The organism is Desulfitobacterium dehalogenans ATCC 51507, from assembly GCF_000243155.2.
GTDB classification, from domain to species: domain Bacteria; phylum Bacillota; class Desulfitobacteriia; order Desulfitobacteriales; family Desulfitobacteriaceae; genus Desulfitobacterium; species Desulfitobacterium dehalogenans.
This window is the reverse complement of the sequence record NC_018017.1, coordinates 3451743-3472662: the sequence shown is the minus strand read 5'-3', so window position 1 is coordinate 3472662 and position 20920 is coordinate 3451743. Positions and strand designations below refer to the sequence as shown.

Sequence of the window (20920 nt, the reverse complement as noted above, 5' to 3'; positions counted from 1 at the left end):
ATTTCGTTTTTTGTATTGACAGTCTCTATTTTTTTTACTAGACTGAAAGTAATAATCATTTTAAAATGCAAGGAGATGAGTTTATGACTGCCATCGAAATTCTTAAGCAGCTAAAGGACAAAGGGGTACGTTTTACGCCCCAGCGTCAAGCTATTTTAGAGTTTCTTTTGGGTACGGATACTCATCCGACAGCTGAGGAGATCTATCATCATGTCAAGGCGAAATTTCCCGGTGTAAGCTTGGGAACCATATATAATACCTTAAACATGCTGAAAGAACATGGGCATATCTTGGAGCTTTCCTACGGAGATATGTCAAGCCGTTTTGATGGGAATCCTAGCAATCACTATCATGTGGCGTGTACTGAGTGTGGGAAAATTGTCGATTTCCATCGCCCCCTGCTGGAGTTGGAGAGAGAAGTAGAATCCCATACAGGCTTCCAAGTCCATGGACACCGTCTGGAGTTCTATGGGGTATGTCCCGAATGTGCAGTACGCGACGTAAAAAAGATGAATTAAGAGAAGGTATTAATTAAAGTCTGGTCATTGATCGGGCTTTTTTTATTTTACAGATTTTTCTTAATAACGATTCTTTGAAGGAATTTAACAGATTGCCTAGAAATTAAAAACGAACAAAATGAAAGGTTCACACCGACTATGTTTAATAGACGTCTTTACTTATTGGTTTTGACTTTTGCTATAGCTCTGGGGCTATTGATTTGGAATTGGAATTCTACCCCCGGGGTTTTCCTGAAATCCTCCTCTTCCTTAGCTAGTGTCGGACGATGGGAAATGGACCTAGGGGGGCAGTGGAAGATGTATCCTTCCTTGCGTCAAGCCTGGATGACAGAGACGGAGCAGGAAGGGAAGGGGATCGACTCGCCCATCACGGGTGGGGGATATGGTTATCTTCCTTCAAGCAAGGAATTTGAGGTTGCGCTGAAAAACTTTAAAATTCCGGCTGAGTGGAATGCCCGAAGTCTTATACTCCAGATCAATGGGGTATATGGCCATTGTGATGTTTATCTTAACGGGATGGAAAGCAGCCAGCGAATTGGCAGTGTAGTCAGCGAGGGCGGGAGTGGGCGACTCCAAATTCCCATTACAGCGTTAAACTATGGCCAAGATAATCTGCTGCTGCTTGAGCTTACGGCACCTTCTTCTCAGAAAACCACTTTTTTGGGATCCGGCTATCCGGACAAAGGCAGGATTACAGGGGGTATTTCTTTACAGGCAGTCATGGAGACCAGTATTGAAAACCCCCGTACTCAAGTGACTTGGGAGGAGCATATTGCTCAGGTTCAAGTAGATTTTCAGCTGAGTCATCATGGGTTCTCCGAATATGGACCATGGACTGTTCAGGGTGTGATTTCAGATGGCTCTGCAGAGATTGCTCAAGCCATAACTCAAGTTCATTCCGATGAAAGCTCTGTACAGCCTGTGAGCCTTACCTTTCAGGTTCCTGATGGGCATCCCTGGACTCCGGAAGACCCTTATCTATACCAAGTGTATTTGACCGTTAGCAACACGAAAGGGGATCGTGACGATATTGCCTTTGCTTTAGGTCTTGCCTCCTTGGAGTATCGGGAAGGACTATTTCTTTTAAATGGGAAGGAGCTGCCCATCAAAGGGTTGGCCCTGTCTCCGGAAAAGGAATATGAACTGAGAAATCGCGGCGATGTTGCGGACTGGCTAAACGAATGTAAGACCCAAGGCTATAATCTCATCTATTTTCTCGGACATCGTCCGGATGAGTATTGGCTGCAGGAGGCAGATCGGGCAGGGATAGGACTGTGGGTAGAGTTGCCCGGCAGTGCCATGGTCCCAGCTCAGCGCCTTCCCGAGCCTAAGGTGTGGGAGGAATGGACAAAAGTATCCAGCCTTCACCCATCAGTGTGGGCTTATACTTCCGGAATTGGCTTGGAATATAATTCCCAGTCCTTGGTAAGGGCATATGAGGAGGAAGTGCGGTCCATAACTGCTCCAATACCCGCATTCAATTTGAATTTGACAGATGGAGACTCAATTGTTGGACCTTGGGGAGAAATCGAGCAACCCAAGGAGGTCCAAGAGCTTCGAGAGGGATTATGGCCGGAAGAAAAGTGGGTAAGTATTACTTGGGCTGTCCTTTTGGTCATCGTAGCATGGTCAAATTTGGCAGCGGTGAATTGGCGTTACAAAGAGCTCCATAATAAAAAGCCCAAACGAGCCTTGCGTAAGGCATGGTTCTGGCAAGGCTTTGCTATGGTGACCCGGCAAATGACCCTGGCCGGTATACTGACAGCCCTTCTTTTTAACACTAAGGCACCCTGGGCTCAATGGATTCCCAATCAATGGCCTTTATGGGAAGGAATAAAGCTTCAATCCCCTTGGTTGATCTGGTTGATTATGGGCAGTTTGTTTACTTTATTGCGTTTGCTTCAAGTGGGCGTGGTGGCACCACACATGCCTGGAACCCCTGATACAAAAGGTCTGGCAGCATGGCTGGAAAGAAGATACTTCTGGAATTGGACGGTTGGTGTGTTGTGGGCATTGCAATCCTGGGGGATACCCCGCGCCGTACCTATCTTAGTCTATATGGGTTTTAATCTTCTTTTCCTCCCTCTAAAAGTCCGGGATGTACATCGTATTGGCGGTGGCTATGCCGCTTTTCTATGGGTACCGGGTATCATTTTCTTGATATTGGGTGTGGTAGCGGCTTTCCGCTGGGAAGATATCTTTTATGCTATACAAATAGTCCAGCAATCCCATTGGCTGAAGCTGATCTTGTTTGGCAGCTGAAAGGGGGCCGAAAGCTGATTCTCCAGGATTTTGCTTTCGGCGTTCACTCCATAAGCTGCGCGGAGCAATCTAATCGCTCAAGACCTCCGCTCTGTCGGGTGCCCACCCAAATCGCTCCTCGAAAGCACTGCTTTCGCACTTGTTCTCAATGGGCGGTTGGAAACGTCCTGTTTCCAACCCGACTCCGCTGCAGTCTTTCGCGAAGATTGCTTACCTGCTCGCTTAGAATTCGTTCTCTGCCTTAAAGCAAAATCCTTGGGCTGCCTTTCGGGTCTGAGTGGCATGACCGGCTGCTCCGCAAGATGGGTTTCCACAGACACCACAGACATAAAAAGTTGAACAAGTCAGCAAAATAAGTTATAATAAATCCGACCATTTTAGTGAGAATTGTAAGAGGGAGCTAGGAGGTTTTGGCATTGATCACTAAGGACATGACAGTGGGTCAGGTTTTACGCAGCTATCCCCAGACTGTACAGACCTTTCTGGAGTTAGGCATGCATTGTTTAGGATGCCCTTCATCCACGATGGAAAGTATTGAAGGAGCGGCGCTCACCCATGGAAAGAAACCGGATGAATTGGTAGAGAGGTTAAACCAAGCGATTGCATCAAATTAATATAGATTAGTCTAGATGGAATAGGAGAGCCTATTTTGTGTTGTACAGAATAGGTTCTTTTTGTAGGAAAGACTGTGGGAAGTTTGGGATAGCAACTAAAAATATTCAGAAATTTTAGTCTATTGGAGGAAAAATAAAATTCAACGAGAATCATTTAGACAAAAGAATAAGAAAAGTCTGGGATAAAATCACAGACCTAGGGGGGGTATCTCAAATGAGCCTTGCGATGAATGGCTCCAAGGATTTGAAACAGGTTAGCCTTTTTAAGTACATCGGGCAGACCTTGAAGGTTGTGATTCCTTCGGTCGTCTTGATTGCAGCAGTGATTCAATTTATTCTAAAATTACCTCAGTTTGAAATGTTAGTGGTTTCTGGGGGGTATCTGATAGCAGGTCTGGGAATTGCTGTGGCGGCCTCTTTTCGGAATTATAATCGTTTTTTAAAGCCTATTCAGCAGATGGAAATTGGGATATTGCATGTGGCAGAAGGTGAACTCAATACCCAGATTCAGGTTACCAGTGTGGACATGGCAGCAGTGGCCAATGCCTTTAATACCATGACCAGGAACTTCCGGGAGATTATTCATAAGATCAGAACCATGGCCAATGAATGGGTTGAAGCTATCGATGAACTTTCCGCAAACTCTGAGGAGATAGCGGCTAAGAATGAAGAAGTCAACCTACATATAGCGGGAATGTCCAATGGAATGGCTCAGCAAACCATGATTGTCTCCCAGGCCATGGATTCCTTCAGGGGTCTGAGGAATACCATTCAGATTATTGCAGAGCGGGCCAATTCTGTGTCCCAGGAAGCGGGCATCTCCCAGGGAAATGCCGAAAAAGGCTTGGAAGGTCTATCAGGGATTGTTAAGGCTATGCAAGATACCAATACCACGGTGGATGAAGCTTCCGGGAGTATTAAAAAATTGGATGAACAATCCCAGCAAATAGTGTCTATTACAGCGACTATCGCCTCCATCGCGCGCCAGACGAATCTTTTGGCACTCAATGCCGCCATCGAAGCAGCCAGGGCCGGTGAGCATGGCCGGGGCTTTGCTGTTGTGGCGGATGAGATTCGTAAGTTAGCGGAAGGGGTATCGGTCTCTACCGATGAGGTAGCCGAGATCACCAATGGTATCCAGGAAACCATTACGGCCACGGTGGATGCGATGAATTTAGCCGACTCGAAAGTGGAAAACTCATTACAACTGACCTTAGAAGCCCGGCAGGCACTAGAAATTATTGTGAAGTCCACCAAACAGGTGTCCAGTGATATTTCAGAAATTGCCGTTTCCGGTGAGCAAATCTTAAGCTATATGGAGGGGGTTTCCAGTCAATCCCAGCAAGTGGAACATATTGCGGCAGAGGCTGAAGCATCCACCAAGGAGATCGAACAGGCTTCCGCAGAGGTTGCCGCTAGTATGCAAAATATTGCCGGGGCTGCCCAAAGTTTGGTAAGTATGGCTATGGAACTCAGGGAACAGGTCGTCCGTTTTAAGGTATAGGGAGGAAGAATAAATGCAACACTATCAGGTTGGCATCTTAGGCGGAGGCCCCGGGGGTTATGTCTGTGCCTTACGCGCTGCCCAGCTTGGCTTATCCGTCGTTTTAGTTGAAGGAGAACGTCTTGGGGGAACCTGTTTGAACAAAGGGTGCATCCCCACCAAGACCCTAGTTAAAAGTGCGGAACTCTGGCGGGAAATAAAACATGCTGAAGAATTTGGTATTAATCTTGGGGATAGAGGAATCCATTACCCCCAAATTGCGGCAAGAAAGAATCAAGTGATCAATACCTTAGTAAGCGGGATAGAGCAACTGATGAAGGCCAAAAAAATCACAGTACTTAAGGGCTGGGGAGAAGTAAGAGAAGCCCATCGAATTGAGGTCACTACCGAAACGGAAAAGATTGAACTTCATGTGGAGAATTTGGTTTTGGCCACGGGATCTTTTCCAGCAAGGATTCCCGTACCGGGGGTGGACCTTCCCGGGGTGGTAACCAGCGAAGAAATTCTCGAACAGGAAAATCTACCGGATAGCCTGGTCATCATTGGTGGTGGTGTCATCGGTTTGGAATTTGCGTCCATTTACCATGAATTTGGAGTTAAGGTTAGTGTGGTAGAAATGCTTCCTTCCCTTCTTCCGAATATTGATGAAGAAATACCCAAACGCTTAACCCCCTTACTAAAAAGAAGTGGGCTGGAGATTCTGACCAAAGCTTCTGTAAGAGAGATCAATTCTAAAGAAGATGGTCTGGTGGTTACGGTAGAAGATGGAAAAGGATTGAAGGAACTCCCGGCCCAGCAGGTGCTCTTGGCCACCGGCAGAAGGCCAAATCTGCGCGGCATCCATACGGATGCCTTAGGACTTGAACTGGACCGGGGAGCCATTAAAGTTAACTCCCAGATGCAAACCTCAGTTCCCAAGGTGTATGCGCTTGGAGATGTGGTGGGGGGAGCAATGCTTGCCCATGTTGCCTCCATGCAGGGTATGGTAGCAGCTGAGCATATTGCGGGGCATCAGGCTAGTATGGAAGGGCGTACAATACCCAGTGCCATCTTCACCTATCCGGAGATTGCCACCGTAGGTGAGACGGAACAAGCCTTAAAGGCCTCAGGAAAACCCTATAAGGTCAGTAAATTTCCTTTCAGCGCCAATGGCAAGGCCTTAGCTCTTGGGGAAATAATGGGGCTAGTGAAGCTGTTGGCTGATGAAGATGGAATCGTGTTAGGTGCCAGCATTATGGGGCCTCAGGCCAGCAGCCTGATTCAGGAATGCGTTCTGGCAGTGGAGAAAAAAATAAAGGCCGAAGACTTGGCTAAGATCATCCACGCTCATCCCACCTTACCGGAGGCAATTATGGAGGCCGCTCATGGGATCGTGGAAAAGCCTCTTCACTTAGCCTAAGAAAGCACATATACAAAAAGTATCGGATCAAAATACGGATTGAGGAGTATAGGATGTGGGCATAGCCCCCTGACTATACTCTTTTAATTTTTCTAAGTAATAGGGATCGAGAAATATCCGAACGAAAGAAAAAAACTGTGGACTAATGTTCGGGGTTGAAGTATAATACATTCATCAAATTAAATGCTGTTGGAAGTCTTTTCTTGACAAAAAATGGCAAAGATAACACTAAAACAGGAGGAATCAGAGTGGAAAATTTCTTCAAACTTAAGGAAAGCGGCTCCAATGTCCGTACGGAGATCGTTGCCGGAATCACTACATTTTTCGCAATGGCCTACATCATCATGGTCAATCCGGCTATGCTCTCTCAAGCGGGTATGCCTTGGGGCGCAGTATTCCTGGCTACAATTGTTGCATCCGTCATCGGTACTTTAGTCATGGGCTTATTCGCTAATGTCCCTTACGCTCAAGCACCTGGTATGGGTCTTAATGCTTTCTTTGTTTTTACTGTGGTTTTTGGTATTGGTTTTACTTGGCAAGAAGCACTGGCTATGGTTTTCTTATGCGGTCTTATTAATATTTTAATTACAGTGACAAGCATTCGGAAAAAAATTATTACTTCCATTCCTTTAAGTCTGCAAAACGCTATCGGCGGCGGTATTGGTATTTTTATTGCTTATATTGGAATCAAGAACGCCGGCTTGCTTTCTTTTACCTCCGACCCTGGAAACTATATTCAATTGGGTGAAGGCGGAACTGTGATCGCGAACTCCAGTGCCGTTCCGGCTCTTGTTACTTTAAATTCTCCTTCCGTACTTCTGGCTCTCTTAGGACTTGTTCTTACCGTTATCTTGCTTGTTCGCAATGTTAAGGGCGCTATTTTGATTGGTATTATTGCTACCACTTTGGTAGGTATTCCTTTAGGCATTACTCATATGGGATCCTCCATGAGCTTCAGCGATGCCCTTGCTGAATTGCCTCAAACCTTTATGGCAGCCTTTGGAAATCCGGGATTAGTTTCCCTCTTCAGCGATCCCGCTAAGATTCCTCTCGTTTTGGTCACTATTTTTGCCTTCAGTTTATCCGATGTTTTTGATACGATTGGAACCTTTATTGGAACCGGCCGCAGTTCAGGGATTTTCTCTGAAGCTGATCTGAAAGCCATGGAAACCAGCAAAGGCTTCAGCTCCAAAATGGACAAGGCCCTCTTTGCCGACGCTATCGCTACCTCGGTAGGTTCCCTCTTCGGGACATCCAATACAACCACTTATGTGGAGAGCGCAGCCGGTATCGGCGCCGGTGGACGGACCGGATTGACCAGCATTGTGGTGGCTGTTCTCTTTGCAGCAAGTGCTTTCCTGGCACCGGTGGTCAGCGCGGTTCCCAGTGTGGCCACGGCACCCGCTTTGATCATCGTTGGTATCATGATGCTTTCTTCCTTTAAGGAGATTAAATGGGGAGATCTAAGCGAAGCAATTCCTGTTTTCTTTGCCGGTATCTTCATGGCTTTTTGTTACAGCATCTCCTATGGTATTGCGGCAGGCTTTATTTTCTATTGCATCGTCAAGGTGTTCAAAGGGGAAGCCAAAAAGATCAGTCCGGTATTGTGGATCGCCACTTTGCTCTTTGTCCTTAACTTTGTGCTTTTAGCGAGAATTTAATTACCGGAATTTAATTATTGTGAAAAGAGGGGATAGGTACCGTTATTCAAATAAGTTAATTTGAATAATAGGACTTGTCCCCCCTTTTCGTTTTCTCTGCTCTTATGCAAATTTCCAAACGTTTGGAAATTTGCATAAGAGCTTTTCTCGTTTTCAATAGGACTTTCTTCCCTATTTTCGATTTTCTCAAAAAAAGCTCTTGCAGTAAGAAGGAAAATCCTTATAAATGGAGAATAAGTGGGGTAAAGTGGGTTGAAGTGGGGCGAAGTGACGCGCTTGTGGGGTGACAAAGTATGTTCATGGGGGAATACCTCCATACGATCGATGGAAAAGGCCGGCTGATTGTACCGGCAAAATTCCGGGAAGCCTTAGGGGAGCGATTTATCGCCACCAAAGGCTTAGATCACTGTCTCTTTGTCTACCCATTAGACGAATGGAAAATTCTCGAAGAGAAATTACGGGCCTTACCTTTTACTCAACCTGATGCACGAGCTTTTGTCCGTTTCTTTTTTTCCGGGGCTACTGAATGTGAGTTGGATAAGCAAGGGAGAATTCTTTTGCCGGCTAACTTACGGGAATATGCTCAACTTGATAAGGATGCGGTGTTGGTGGGAGTCTCCTCTCGTGTGGAGATTTGGAGTCAAGCCCTTTGGGCAGACTATTCCCGTCAGGCTGAAGATGCTTATGCCAGTGCTGCAGAATCTTTGGTGAACCTGGGAATATAGAGAAGGGGTCGAATAGTTTGGAATTTCATCATATCACAGTGTTGCTCAAGGAAACGGTGGACGGGGTTGTCAAGGATCCTTCGGGAACCTATGTGGACTGCACCTTAGGGGGAGCAGGGCATAGTGCTTTCTTATTAGGGATGCTGAGTGAAAAGGGAAAGCTGGTGGGATTCGATCAGGATCCCTTAGCCATAAAAAACGCTCAGGATAAATTTAAGGGAGACCCTCGGGTTCACCTTGTTAATCGCAATTTCGAGAGTTTGGAGGAATCTCTTAAGTCCCTGGAACTTCTTCCTGTTCAAGGCATTCTTTTTGATCTGGGAGTATCTTCCCCCCAACTGGATGAGGCTGAACGTGGGTTCAGCTATATGCAGGATGCGGAATTGGATATGCGGATGAATCCTCAGAATCCACTGTCTGCGAAGGTTCTGGTCAATGAAGGGAAGGCTGAAGAACTGGCTGAGATTCTCTGGAAATACGGAGAGGAAAAATGGTCCAAACGCATTGTTGAATTTATTGTGGAGGCCCGTAAACAGAAACCTATCGAAACCACGGGCGAATTAGTGGATATTATCAAAAAGGCGATTCCGGCAGGGGCACGCCGAGAGGGGCCTCATCCCGCTAAGAGAACCTTTCAGGCCCTGCGCATAGCCGTCAACGATGAGCTGGGAGTCTTGGAGAGAGCTCTGGACCAAGTGATACGCTGTCTGGCTCCTGGGGGAAGGGTAGGAGTCATAACCTTCCACTCTTTGGAGGACCGGATCGTCAAAGAAAAGATGAATTCCTGGTTAGGCCGCTGCACTTGCCCACCGGTCTTCCCGGTTTGCCAATGCGGCGCTAAGGCGATGGCTCGTTTAGTCCATCGTAAACCGATTCTGCCCAGTCCCCAAGAGGTTGATGCCAATCCTCGGGCACGCAGTGCCAAGCTAAGGATTGCGGAAAAACTTTGATTCTAAAGAGAATGGAGGAGGAATACCTTTGGTATTAGCGCAGGAAAAAATTGAATGGGAGCAGCCCATAGAGAAACAACCCCGCAAAGCAAAAAAGCCTGTCCATAGGAAAAAGCCTCGTTCTCATTGGAAAAGTGTACTTATCCTGAGTTTAGTGGTTGCCGCATCGACAGTCTTTGCCGCGGAAACCATTAATCTGACGGTGGTCAAAGGAGCGCAAATCCGGGCGACCCAGAAGGAGATTGCCGACCTGAAGGCAAACAATGATCTTCTGCAAGCCCAAGTGGATAAATTGCGATCGGTAAGCCGGATTGAAAGTGCTGCACTTGCCATGGGCATGGAAAAACCTGCGGGAACGGTCTATGTGGCTGGAACCTTGCCTGTCGCCAAGATTGAAATGGGCGTCCAGTCAACACCGGCCAAAGAGGAAGAGGTCGTTAAGGAACCTTCCGCATTGGAACAGATTTCGCAGAAATTTACAAGCTTTTTTGCTTCCACACAACGATAAATAATAAAAGGCGGTAGAGTTCGCGGTGACGCCCTAGAATAGGGGGTGGGACGATGAGTCCTTATGTTGTCATGCGCAAACGTATCGCCTTTCTTTTTTTCTGTGTCAGTGCCTTTTTGGTGGTGCTGATCGTACGACTGGCTTTTGTACAGCTGGCTCAGGGTGCAATTTTAAGTGATAAGGCTGATGAAAGCCATTATCGGGGAGTCCCTGTAGCGGCCAAGCGGGGAAATGTTGAAGATCGCAATGGAGAGGTCCTGGCCATGAGTGTCAGTACTGAGACCGTGTATGCTGTTCCTGCCCAAGTCCGCTCTTCAGGAAGAGGGGAAGAGATCGCTCGTGCTTTATCCGGTCTATTGGAAATGGAGCCAGAACAGGTGCTGGAAAGGATAACCAAGCGTTCTGCTTTGGAGTATGTTAAGAAGAGAGTTACGGCGGAGGTGGCGGCTCAAGTTCGGGCCTTAGAACTGCCTGGGATTGGAATTACTGAGGATAGTGTGCGTTATTACCCCAATGGCACTTTAGCTGCCCATATTATTGGGTTTGCGGGGATTGACAACCAGGGGTTAGAAGGAATAGAGTTGACTAGGGATTCTGAGTTGAACGGAGTCCCGGGTGCAGTGTTGACAGAGTTTGCTGCCAATGGTATTCCCTTGCCCTTTGCTAATCAGATGTATGTTTCCCCTAAGAATGGAAATACGGTACGCCTGACAATCGATAAAAATATTCAGGCCTTTGCGGAGCGTGAACTCCAGAAGCTGATGTCCGGCCAAGGGGATAATATGAATGGCCAAGTCCCCAAGAGCGCCTCCATCCTGGTTATGGATCCCAATACCGGGCAAGTCCTGGCACTTGCCTCCGCGCCTACCTATGATCCTAATTATTACAATAACTATGACCAGAGTACTCGGCGCAATATTGCTATTCAAAATGGCTATGAACCAGGGTCTACTTTTAAGATCATCACGTTGGCAGCTGCCCTTGAGGAGAAAAAGATCCATCCCCAGGAAGGGTTTTTCGATCCGGGAGGAGTGACCATCCTGGGTAAGACCGTTCATTGCTGGAAGCGTGGAGGTCATGGCAGCCAGACCTTCACTCAGGTGGTTGAAAATTCCTGCAACCCAGGGTTTGTCGCCATGGGTCAGCGTTTAGGTATGGATAAATTCTATGAATATCTGTATAACTTCGGCTTTGGAAAGAAAACGGGAATCGAAATGTCCGGTGAGGCGGTGGGCATTTTAGCCGGTAAAAAGAGAGCCACTGCTTTGGATCTTGCCACTATGTCCATTGGGCAAACCAATAATGTAACGGCCATTCAGCTGCTTACAGCGGTTTCCGCAGTGGCTAATGGCGGGACGCTAATGAAGCCTCAACTGGTTAAAGAGATCGTCGGGCCTACCGGGAAAGTGGTGGAGTCCTTTGAACCTCAGGAAGTACGACGTGTTATTAGTGAGAATACCTCGAAAACTGCCCGGCAGATGCTGGAGTCCGTGGTCACCAACGGCACAGGGTATCGGGCCTTTTTGCCCGGATATCGGGTAGCAGGTAAGACCGGAACCGCCCAAAAAGTCGCCAATGGAGCGTACATACAAGGGGAGTATATTGCTTCCTTTATGGCCTTTGCCCCGGCTGATAATCCCAAGCTGGCCATCCTGTGCGTCATCGATGGTGTCCCCTTTTACGGGGGATCTGTTGCGGCTCCGCCGGTAAGAGGAGTGCTGCAGGATTCTTTAAAATATTTAGGGGTGGAAATGGATCTGAAAGCCCCCTTGACTCTGGGTAAACCCCGCTTGGATATGCAGATACCACCCGTAAAAAAAGCGGTAACGGTTCCTTCTGTTCTTGGGCTGCCCCTTGCCGAGGCCGAGAAATCCCTGAGGCAAGCCGGCTTTACCGTCCTAACGGAAGGCAGTGGGCAGGTTGTTCTGGATCAAATTCCTCATGGGGATTCTAAAGTGGAAGAAGGCTCTTCTGTGCTGCTTTATCTTGGCTCAGAGGCGGGAGCTCCTACTTCAGGAAACTGGTGGGCTGTGGAAGAAGAAGTGGATATTGACATAGAAGCCATGCTGCAAATGCCCTGGCGGCAGCCCTTGATCGAATGATTGCAATAGATTTTAACTGTCTATAATAGAGTTGAAAGGTAGTGATGAGGGTGAAGTCTGTTCGCAAAAGACTCTCAGAAATTATACCCGGAATTGAAATCACGAATACTGTTGGAGATCAAGAAACCCTGATCCAAGGAATGGTTATGGATTCACGCCAGGTTCAACCCGGAGACCTCTATGCTTGTGTACCCGGAATGAATGTTGACGGCCATGATTTTGCGGTCCAAGCCATTGCCAAAGGAGCAGTCGCTTTACTGGTGGAACGGATTCTCCCTCTTGATATTCCTCAACTCCAAGTAAACAATGTGCGGGAGGTGATGGGGTATCTCGCAGCCAATCTTTATGATCACCCTGCCGGCAAACTGGAAGTGGTGGGGGTAACAGGTACTAACGGAAAAACAACAATCACACATCTTGTGGAGCATATTGCCGCAGGGGAAGGAAAAAAAGTGGGCTTAATCGGTACTTTAGGAGCCCGCATCGCGGGAAGAGAGCTGCCGGGAAGCCGGACCACCCCGGAGGCTATTGATCTCCAGAAGCTTCTGAGGGAAATGGTGGACGAAGGGGTTCAATATGCCGTCATGGAAGTCTCTTCCCATGCCTTAGTCTTAGGACGGGTTAAAGGATGTGAATTTGACGCAGGTATTTTCAGCAATTTGACACAAGATCATTTGGATTATCATAAAACAATGGAGGAGTACCTTCAGGCTAAGGCCATACTTTTCAGCGGCCTTACAGGGGCCAAAGAGCCTAAGGTGGGGGTTATCAACGGGGATGACCCGGCTGGGTCGACCTTAATCCGGCTTTCTGCCGCTCCTGTGGTGACCTATGGGGTCAAAGCCGAACATTTGGATTATCGGGCGGAGGACATCCAGTTGACTGCCGATGGGGTGAAATTCACGGTTCGTTTTAAGGGACAATCGGTGCAGGTGGAGTACTCAACTCCTGGAATGTTCAGTGTTTACAATGCTCTGGCGGCTTTTGCCTGGGGAGTGGAGAGCGGAAGAAGTCCCCAACAGGTTCGCGAAGCCCTGGCATCGGTCCTTGGAGTCCCAGGACGCTTTGAAAGCGTGCGGATGGGGCAGCCTTTTCAAGTCATTGTCGATTATGCCCATACTCCGGATGGGCTGGAGAATGTCTGTAAGACAGCTCAGGAGTTTACTCAGGGACGCCTGATTACAGTATTTGGCTGCGGCGGGGATCGGGATAAAGGCAAACGGCCTCAGATGGGAGCCATTGCCGAGGAGCTCAGCGACCATGTGATTGTAACTTCAGATAATCCCCGTACCGAGGATCCCCGGCAGATTATCCGGGACATTTTAGAAGGGATTGAAGGGATCGATTATACCGCTAATGTGAACCGCCGGGAGGCGATCGAATGCGCCTGCCTTCTTGCCAAGGAAGGGGATACAGTGCTGATTGCCGGAAAAGGTCATGAAGATTATCAGATCATCGGCAAAGACGTGTTCCCCTTCGATGATCGGGAAGTAGCTCGGGAAGCCTTAAGGAGGCTCGGTTATGTGGGATAGCCAAAGGATTGCGGATTTGCTCCAAGGGGAATTGCTGGGCGACTTCCGGGTCCAGGCCCGTGGCTGCGCGATCGACAGCCGGGAGGTTAGAGAAGGAAATATCTTCTTTGCCTTATTGGGGGAAAAGGTGGATGGACATGATTATATTGAGGGGGCCTGGGATAAAGGCGCCTCAGTAGTTATTGGCGAGAAAGAGCGGCTGCAGCTTCGCCAGGAAGTCCGGGTTCCTGAGGGTAAAGCCCTTATCCAAGTGGGGTCCGGCCTTATCGCTATGCAAACTTTGGCTCAGGCCTGGCGCAAGGAGCTGGGGGCAAAAGTCGTTGCCATCACAGGGAGCAATGGAAAAACCACGACAAAAGATATGGTTGCGGCGGTATTAGGTGAAAAATACTGTGTGCATAGAAATTTAGAAAATCAAAATAATGAATTAGGTCTTCCTATGACCATTTTGAACGCGACCGAGAATACGGAAGTTCTTATTTTAGAGATGGGCATGCGTGGATTGGGGCAAATCGCTTTTTTATGTGATATAGCCCATCCAGATATCGGTGTAATAACCAACATTGGCACAACCCATATGGAGCTTTTAGGCACACAAGAAAATATCGCACGGGCTAAGTGGGAGTTAATCGAAGCCCTTCCTGAGACAGGGAATGCTGTCCTGAACGGGGAAGATGAGTGGAGTGTGAAACTAGCCAAGCATGACTCTCATCAGGCCTTCTTCTATGGCCTGGAAGGAAAATTCCACAAACCCGATCTGCGGGGAACGGATCTTACTCCCTTCGGCACCCTCGGAACCCGCTTCCAGGCAGAGCTTGAAAAGAACAGTTTTTCTTCAGGGAGCCCTTTGAGTTCGGGGAAAGCTGTGGAAAGGCTGGACACTTTACCGGTTACAGTTCATCTGCCTCTGCCGGGAGAGCACAATGTGCTGGATGCTTTGTCAGCACTTAGTGTAGGAGTTCTCTTGAATGTACCCTTGCAAGAGGGGTGCAAGGGTCTGGCTGCCATGGAGTTATCCAGGATGCGCCTGGAGCTTCATCCGGGAATAGGCAATAGCACCTTAATCAGTGATGTCTATAACGCTAATCCAACATCCATGAAAGCATCCCTGGAAGTATTACGGGAAAGAGGAGGGGTATCCACTCTTGCTATATTAGGAGAGATGTATGAACTCGGGGAAGCCAGCCGGGAGGGGCATTATGAAGTAGGGCAGGCGGTAGCCGACCTGGGAATCTCAGAACTGATCACCGTTGGCATACTTGCTGAGGAGATTGCCCGGGGAGCCCAGGAAAAGGGGTTATCACTCCAAAGGATTCATTCCTTTCCTGACCGCGAGGGGGCTATAAAAAAAGCCCAAGAGATACTTGCGGGTTTAAACCAAGGCACTTGGGTCTTAATCAAAGCCTCTCGTGGTATGAAAATGGAAGAAGTGACAAGGGCACTTCGCAAAGGTTAAGAGTAAAGGAAGGAATTAATCCATGTCAGAACGCATATTTTTGGCTGCTGCTTTAGCGCTGATTATCACTTTAATACTTGGACCATTGATGATTCCCGTTTTACGGGTGTTGAAATTTGGCCAAACTATACGTGAGGAAGGCCCCAAGCGGCATTTAGCTAAGGCTGGAACTCCCACCATGGGTGGCATTATCTTTTTAGTGGGAATTGTGGTTAGTGCTCTGGTCATGGCGGAAAAACCCACGTCTCTGGAAATGGTCATGGTGATTAGTGCCATGCTGGGATATGGTCTTATCGGTTTTATCGATGATTTTATCAAAGTGGTGATGCACCGCTCCTTAGGGCTGAGAGCATACCAAAAGTTAATTGGCCAAATCGCCTTGGCTTTTCTCTTGACCTGGGCAGCCAATCGCTTCCTGGGGCGAGGGACTGATCTTGTTATTCCCTTTACCTCGATTCACTTGGAATTAGGTTTGTTATACTATCCCTTTGTCGCTTTCATTATCGTGGGGATTACCAATGCCGTTAATCTGACGGATGGACTGGACGGTTTAGCGGCAGGTGCTACGACATTCAGTATGCTAAGCTATATCGGTATCGCTTGGCTGGCAGCTTCCCAAGGGGGAAGAGTGGCTATATTAGCCTATGAATCCGATCTTGCTGTCTTTGCGGCAGCTGTAGTCGGGGGTTGTCTGGGCTTTCTTCGTTTTAATAAAAATCCGGCCCGGGTCTTTATGGGTGATACGGGCTCCTTGGCCTTGGGGGGAGCGTTAGTCGGATTAGCTGTGCTAACCAAGACTGAGCTTATTCTCTTGGTTATTGGCGGGGTTTATGTGGTTGAGGCGATTTCCGTGATCTTACAGGTCATTTCCTATCAGACCACGGGTAAGCGAATCTTCCGCATGAGCCCATTGCATCACCATTTTGAACTGGGCGGTTGGAGTGAGCGGAAGGTCGTCATGGTTTTTTGGCTGGCCTCTATTCTTTGCGGTGTCCTTGGGGTAATAGCCTATATGGCTGGAATGTTCTAGGAGCACCGGCTATTATACCGCGATGCATAATCCCTATGACTTTTCCAAGAAGGTGAAAGAATGAATTTGAAAGAAAAAAAAGTACTTGTGGTTGGTGCTGGAAGAAGTGGATTAGCGGCGGTTAAAAGGCTGAAGGCCCTAGGCGCACGAGTCACCTTGACAGATCAACAGGAGCCGGGCCAACTCAGCGGCATCTCAGAATTGGGCTTGCAGGATGGACAACTTGTTTTGGGTCATATCCCTCAATGGCATGAAGTAGAAGCTGAAGTGATTGTCCTCTCACCAGGAGTGTCCCCAAAACTTCCTTTTATTCAAGAAGGGATTGCTCAAGGTGCTTTGATTTGGAGTGAAGTGGAGCTTGCCCTGAGGGATCACCCGGCTTTCAAGATCGGGGTGACGGGAACCAATGGGAAAACCACCACCACGACATTGATTGGAGAACTGGCCAAACGGACTGGAAAACCCACTCTGGTCGCCGGCAATATCGGTGTTGCCTTAAGCGATCAGGTAGAGGAACTGGGTGAGGAAGGTATTATTGTTGCTGAACTTTCCAGTTTTCAGTTGGAACTGGTGGACAGTCTTCGTATGAACGTGGGGATTCTCCTCAATGTTACCCCTGACCATTTGGATCGCCATGGAACCTTAGAGAATTATCTGGCAGCCAAAACCCGGATATTTGAGAATCAGAGACAATCAGATTGTGCCATTTTAAATTGGGATGATGACAAGGTTCGTGAACTGGCTCCTCATTTAAAAGCCAGGGTGGTCTTCTTTAGTCCCACTTCCCTTTTGGAAGAGGGATATGGAGTTCGAGGGGATGAGATCGTTCTCGCTGAAGGGGGGGGAATCACTCCCATCATCAGTCGGGGTGAACTCCAGTTAAGGGGTAATCATAATTTGGAAAATATTATGGCTTCTATCGCTGCTGTAAGGGAGCTGGGACTTTCTTGGGAGGAAATCTCTGAAGGTTTACGGGAGTTTAAAGGGGTTGAGCACCGCCAGGAAGTGGTAGGGACCTATGAGGGGATACTTTTTATTAACGACTCGAAAGGAACCAATCCTGACGCAGCGGAGAAGGCCTTATATGCCTTTGAGGAACCGATCATTCTCATTGCCGGAGGTAAAAACAAAGGCCTGGATTTCCATGATTTTATGAGAACGGTTAAGAAACAGGTGAAAAGCCTTGTACTTGTCGGATCGGCGGCGGTAGAGATGGAGGAAGCGGCCAAAGATGTAGGAATTCAGGATTACATACGGGCTAAGACCTTTGAAGAGGCTGTGGAGCTTGCTATTGCTGAAGGGGAGCCTGGGGATGTGGTTCTCCTCTCGCCGGCTTGTACAAGTTGGGATATGTTTAAGAGTTATGAAGAAAGAGGGGAATTCTTTAAGGAGTTAGTGCGTAGGCATTATAGGGAACCCATTTAAATTTTCAAAGGGGGAACTAGACAATGCCAAGACGCCGTCGCCCTGATCTGGTCTTACTCGGAGCAATCCTGGCGCTCCTTACGATAGGAATCGTAATGGTGTACAGTTCCAGCGCCGTTAAAGGATATGTGATGTATGACGATCCCTATCACTTTCTGAAAATGGAGGTGATGTGGGTTGTCTTCGGATTAGTGGCGATGGTTCTGGCCATGAACCTGGATTTGAACCTTTTGCGCCGCTGGGCAAAGCCTGCCCTTCTTATCGCCATTGTCTTATTGATTATGGTTAAAATTCCCGGGATCGGGCGTAGAGTAAATGGTGCTGACCGCTGGATTGGTCTTGGACCTTTATCCATTCAGCCTTCTGAAGTGATTAAACTGGCCATGGTTTTGGTCATGGCCAGCATATTAGCTATTGATCCTCATAAGATTAAGTCCTTTCGGCGTGGTCTGCTTCCCGTGTTGGGGCTTTTAGGCCTTGTAGCGGGGCTGATTATGCTCCAGCCTGATTTGGGAACAACCCTTGTTATCGCCGGGACGACTTTCTTTATGCTCATTGCCGCAGGTGCCAGAGCAAGCCATATTATTGCTTTAGGATGCTCTGGTGTGGGTTTGGTTGTTGCCGCTATTGCAGCGGAACCCTATCGGATGAATCGCATCTTCGCCTTTCTGGATCCTTGGGTGGACCCCTCGGGGAAGGGATATCAAACGATTCAGGCCTTGCTCGCTCTGGGGCCGGGTGGGCTTTTTGGCTTAGGTCTTGGGCAAAGCAAACAGAAATTTCTCTATCTCCCGGAGAATCACACGGATTTTATCTTCGCTATGATCGGGGAGGAACTGGGCTTTGTAGGAGCCACCATCGTGATTCTGCTTTTTTTTCTACTGGCCTGGCGAGGCTTCCGAGTGGCTATGGGGGCGCCGGATGCCTTCACTGGCTTTCTGGCGGTGGGGCTTACGGGGATGGTGTGCATACAGGCTATGATTAATATGGGTGTTGTCAGCGGAGTGCTTCCTGTTACGGGAATAACCCTACCCTTCCTGAGCTATGGAGGGACGTCCCTGGTCTTTACCATGCTGGGGGTGGGGGTGCTTTTGAATATTTCGCGGGAGTCGCGGTAGGGTCGCTTTGGGCAGGTTTGCAGAGTTTGTGTAAGAGGGGCTTTGCAAGAAATTGTGCAAGGGAGTTGCGTTACAGACGCTCGGAAATTACGTTCGCAGAGCAAACTAAGGGCTCAACTGCTTTTTGCATGTGGCGGGATGCCCGCCTAAATCGCTCCTGCTCTGTAGGCGGCGGGTCACGTCCCTGTGACCCGTCCCGCAGTCTGGGGTGCAGTTCAGCCCAAGTTTGCTGACTGCTCCCGTAAAAACCTCGCTTACTGTAATCGCAACTCGCTTCGCAGGATAAGGTGGCTGGGGAGTGGGGTCTTGCTGAGTAGGGCTTCGCTGGAAGTTGTGCAAGGGAGTTGCGTTACAGACGCTCGGGGTTACGGTCGCAGAGCAAACCAAGGGCTCAACTGCTTTTTGCATGTAGCGGGATGCCCGCCTAAATCGCTCCTGCTCTGTAGGCGGCGGGTCACGTCCCTGTGACCCGTCCCGCAGTCTGGGGTGCAGTTCAGCCCAAGTTTGCTGACTGCTCCCGTAAAAACCTCGCTTATTGTAATCGCAACTCGCTTCGCAGATGAGACCGGCTGGGGAGAGTCTCAAGAAGCACGCCTACACATATACTTATAAGTGAGACCCAAGGATTTTGCTAGACAGCAGGGAACGCCTTCAAAGCAAGCGGAAACCAATCTTCGCGAAAAGACTGCAGCGGAGTCGGGTTGGAAACAGGACGTTTCCAACCAGCCATTGAGAACAAGTGCGAAAGCAGTGCTTTCGAGGAGCGAATTGGCTGGGCACCCGACGGAGCGGAGGTCTTGAGCGATTAGATTGGTCCGCGCAGCTTATAGAGTGACTGCGTAAAGCAAAATCCTGGAGACCATCACTTCAAAGCAATGCCTGAAAAACGAAAGAAATGCCTGAAATACGAAAGTAATACCCAAAACAGGCTAATAAAACACCGCGAAAAACACTTAAGCAATCCAGATAAACTCACCAAAGACGAAGGGAGCGGACTTCCATGCGCGTGATTGTAACAGGTGGAGGAACGGGGGGCCATATCTATCCGGCTCTTGCCATCGCCAAGGGGATTCTCGCCCACCAACCGGATGCTGAAATTCTTTACATAGGTACTCGGGAAGGGATGGAAGCGCGCCTGGTTCCTGAAGCCGGTATTGAATTTGCAGGGGTTTCCGGACAAGGGCTCCCCCGCAAACTCAGCCTGGAGACCCTCAAGGTCGGGGGAAAGAGCTTCAAAGCTCTGTGGGAGACCAAACAAATTCTCAAAAAGTTCAAACCGGATCTTGTGGTAGGAACGGGAGGATATGTATCGGGGCCGGTGGTTTTGACAGCGGCCTTATTTGGGATTCCGACATTGCTTCATGAGCAGAACGCCCTTCCAGGAGTTACCAACAAAATTCTTACCCGTTTTGTGCGTAAAGTCATGGTAACCTTTCCGGAGAGCATTGCTCATTTTGGCGTAGGTCAGAAGTTGATTTTGACGGGCTTGCCGGTTCGTCCTGAGATAGGGAGACTATCCCGGAAGAAGGGGGCGGAATGTTTAGGATTGCGCTCAGATTGTTTGACTCTCCTTGTAACAGGGGGAAGCCGGGGTGCCCGCAGTATCAATCAAGCCATGCCTACAGTGCTTAAGCATTTGGCAGGCAGAAGAGATGTCCAAGTAATTTGGGCCACCGGCAAGGCTACCTATCAGGAAACCCTGGAGAGTTTAAAGGCCCAGGGGATTCAGTGGCAAAGAGAAAATTGGCGGGTGCTTGAATACCTGAAAGATATGCCTGAAGCGTTGGCTTGTGCCGATCTGTTTGTGGGGCGAGCCGGTGCAACGACCTTAGCTGAGATCATGGTGGCAGGTAAACCGGGGCTTCTTATACCTTATCCTTTTGCAGCTGAAAACCATCAGGAGTTTAATGCCCGGGCTTTAGAGAAAGAGGGCGCCGCCCGTGTTATTCTGGATAAAGATTTAACCGGTGAAAAGCTCTGGGCGTTGGTAAAAGAACTTACTGAAAAGCCTGAAAAGCTGCAAAAGATGGCTCAGGCTGCACAGGGTCTGGGCCAGCCTGATGCACTCAATAAGATCGTCAAAGTCTGCATGGATACGGCATGGAAATAATCCTCT

At 48.5% G+C, this 20920-nt stretch carries 16 protein-coding genes; all 16 read left to right on the top strand.

Annotated elements, in window-relative coordinates; translation table 11 throughout:
- Positions 1 to 83: 83 nt before the first annotated feature.
- On the top strand, positions 84 to 518 hold the full coding sequence (locus DESDE_RS16805; protein ID WP_014795222.1) for a Fur family transcriptional regulator: 435 nt from the start codon (positions 84 to 86) through the stop codon (positions 516 to 518).
- Between the two features lie 138 nt (positions 519 to 656).
- The gene (locus DESDE_RS16800; protein ID WP_014795221.1) at positions 657 to 2780 is read left to right on the top strand and encodes a glycoside hydrolase family 2 protein; all 2124 of its coding nucleotides are present in this window, start codon (positions 657 to 659) and stop codon (positions 2778 to 2780) included.
- Positions 2781 to 3196: 416 nt separating this feature from the next.
- Positions 3197 to 3394 carry a DUF1858 domain-containing protein gene (locus DESDE_RS16795; RefSeq protein WP_014795220.1) on the top strand — a complete coding sequence of 66 codons (198 nt, stop codon included), beginning with the start codon at positions 3197 to 3199 and terminating at the stop codon, positions 3392 to 3394.
- Between the two features lie 214 nt (positions 3395 to 3608).
- Positions 3609 to 4898 (top strand): methyl-accepting chemotaxis protein, encoded by a 1290-nt coding sequence (locus DESDE_RS16790; protein ID WP_014795219.1) that lies wholly within the window; start codon positions 3609 to 3611, stop codon positions 4896 to 4898.
- Between the two features lie 13 nt (positions 4899 to 4911).
- Positions 4912 to 6297 (top strand): dihydrolipoyl dehydrogenase, encoded by a 1386-nt coding sequence (lpdA, locus tag DESDE_RS16785; protein ID WP_014795218.1) that lies wholly within the window; start codon positions 4912 to 4914, stop codon positions 6295 to 6297.
- A 248-nt stretch (positions 6298 to 6545) separates the two neighbouring features.
- Positions 6546 to 7958: an NCS2 family permease gene (locus tag DESDE_RS16780; protein ID WP_014795217.1), complete on the top strand. Its 1413-nt coding sequence runs from the start codon at positions 6546 to 6548 to the stop codon at positions 7956 to 7958.
- Positions 7959 to 8251: 293 nt separating this feature from the next.
- Positions 8252 to 8683, top strand: coding sequence for a division/cell wall cluster transcriptional repressor MraZ (gene mraZ, locus DESDE_RS16775; protein WP_019851107.1), 432 nt, complete (start codon positions 8252 to 8254; stop codon positions 8681 to 8683).
- A gap of 17 nt (positions 8684 to 8700) precedes the next feature.
- The gene (gene rsmH, locus DESDE_RS16770) at positions 8701 to 9633 is read left to right on the top strand and encodes a 16S rRNA (cytosine(1402)-N(4))-methyltransferase RsmH (RefSeq protein WP_014795215.1); all 933 of its coding nucleotides are present in this window, start codon (positions 8701 to 8703) and stop codon (positions 9631 to 9633) included.
- Between the two features lie 28 nt (positions 9634 to 9661).
- On the top strand, positions 9662 to 10141 hold the full coding sequence (locus DESDE_RS16765) for an FtsB/FtsL family cell division protein (protein ID WP_014795214.1): 480 nt from the start codon (positions 9662 to 9664) through the stop codon (positions 10139 to 10141).
- A gap of 53 nt (positions 10142 to 10194) precedes the next feature.
- Positions 10195 to 12243, top strand: coding sequence for a stage V sporulation protein D (locus DESDE_RS16760; RefSeq protein ID WP_014795213.1), 2049 nt, complete (start codon positions 10195 to 10197; stop codon positions 12241 to 12243).
- A 44-nt stretch (positions 12244 to 12287) separates the two neighbouring features.
- Positions 12288 to 13775, top strand: coding sequence for a UDP-N-acetylmuramoyl-L-alanyl-D-glutamate--2,6-diaminopimelate ligase (locus tag DESDE_RS16755; protein WP_014795212.1), 1488 nt, complete (start codon positions 12288 to 12290; stop codon positions 13773 to 13775).
- On the top strand, positions 13765 to 15231 hold the full coding sequence (locus DESDE_RS16750; protein WP_014795211.1) for a UDP-N-acetylmuramoyl-tripeptide--D-alanyl-D-alanine ligase: 1467 nt from the start codon (positions 13765 to 13767) through the stop codon (positions 15229 to 15231). The genes DESDE_RS16755 and DESDE_RS16750 overlap by 11 nt, the downstream gene beginning before the upstream one ends.
- Positions 15232 to 15253: 22 nt before the next feature.
- Entirely contained in the window at positions 15254 to 16261 is a 1008-nt protein-coding gene (mraY, locus tag DESDE_RS16745; protein ID WP_014795210.1) for a phospho-N-acetylmuramoyl-pentapeptide-transferase, read from the top strand.
- A 60-nt stretch (positions 16262 to 16321) separates the two neighbouring features.
- Positions 16322 to 17686: a UDP-N-acetylmuramoyl-L-alanine--D-glutamate ligase gene (gene murD, locus DESDE_RS16740; RefSeq protein ID WP_014795209.1), complete on the top strand. Its 1365-nt coding sequence runs from the start codon at positions 16322 to 16324 to the stop codon at positions 17684 to 17686.
- A 23-nt stretch (positions 17687 to 17709) separates the two neighbouring features.
- On the top strand, positions 17710 to 18804 hold the full coding sequence (gene spoVE / locus DESDE_RS16735) for a stage V sporulation protein E (protein WP_014795208.1): 1095 nt from the start codon (positions 17710 to 17712) through the stop codon (positions 18802 to 18804).
- Positions 18805 to 19804: 1000 nt separating this feature from the next.
- A complete protein-coding gene (murG, locus tag DESDE_RS16730) occupies positions 19805 to 20914 on the top strand; it encodes an undecaprenyldiphospho-muramoylpentapeptide beta-N-acetylglucosaminyltransferase (protein ID WP_014795207.1) in 1110 nt (369 codons plus the stop codon).
- Positions 20915 to 20920: the final 6 nt, after the last annotated feature.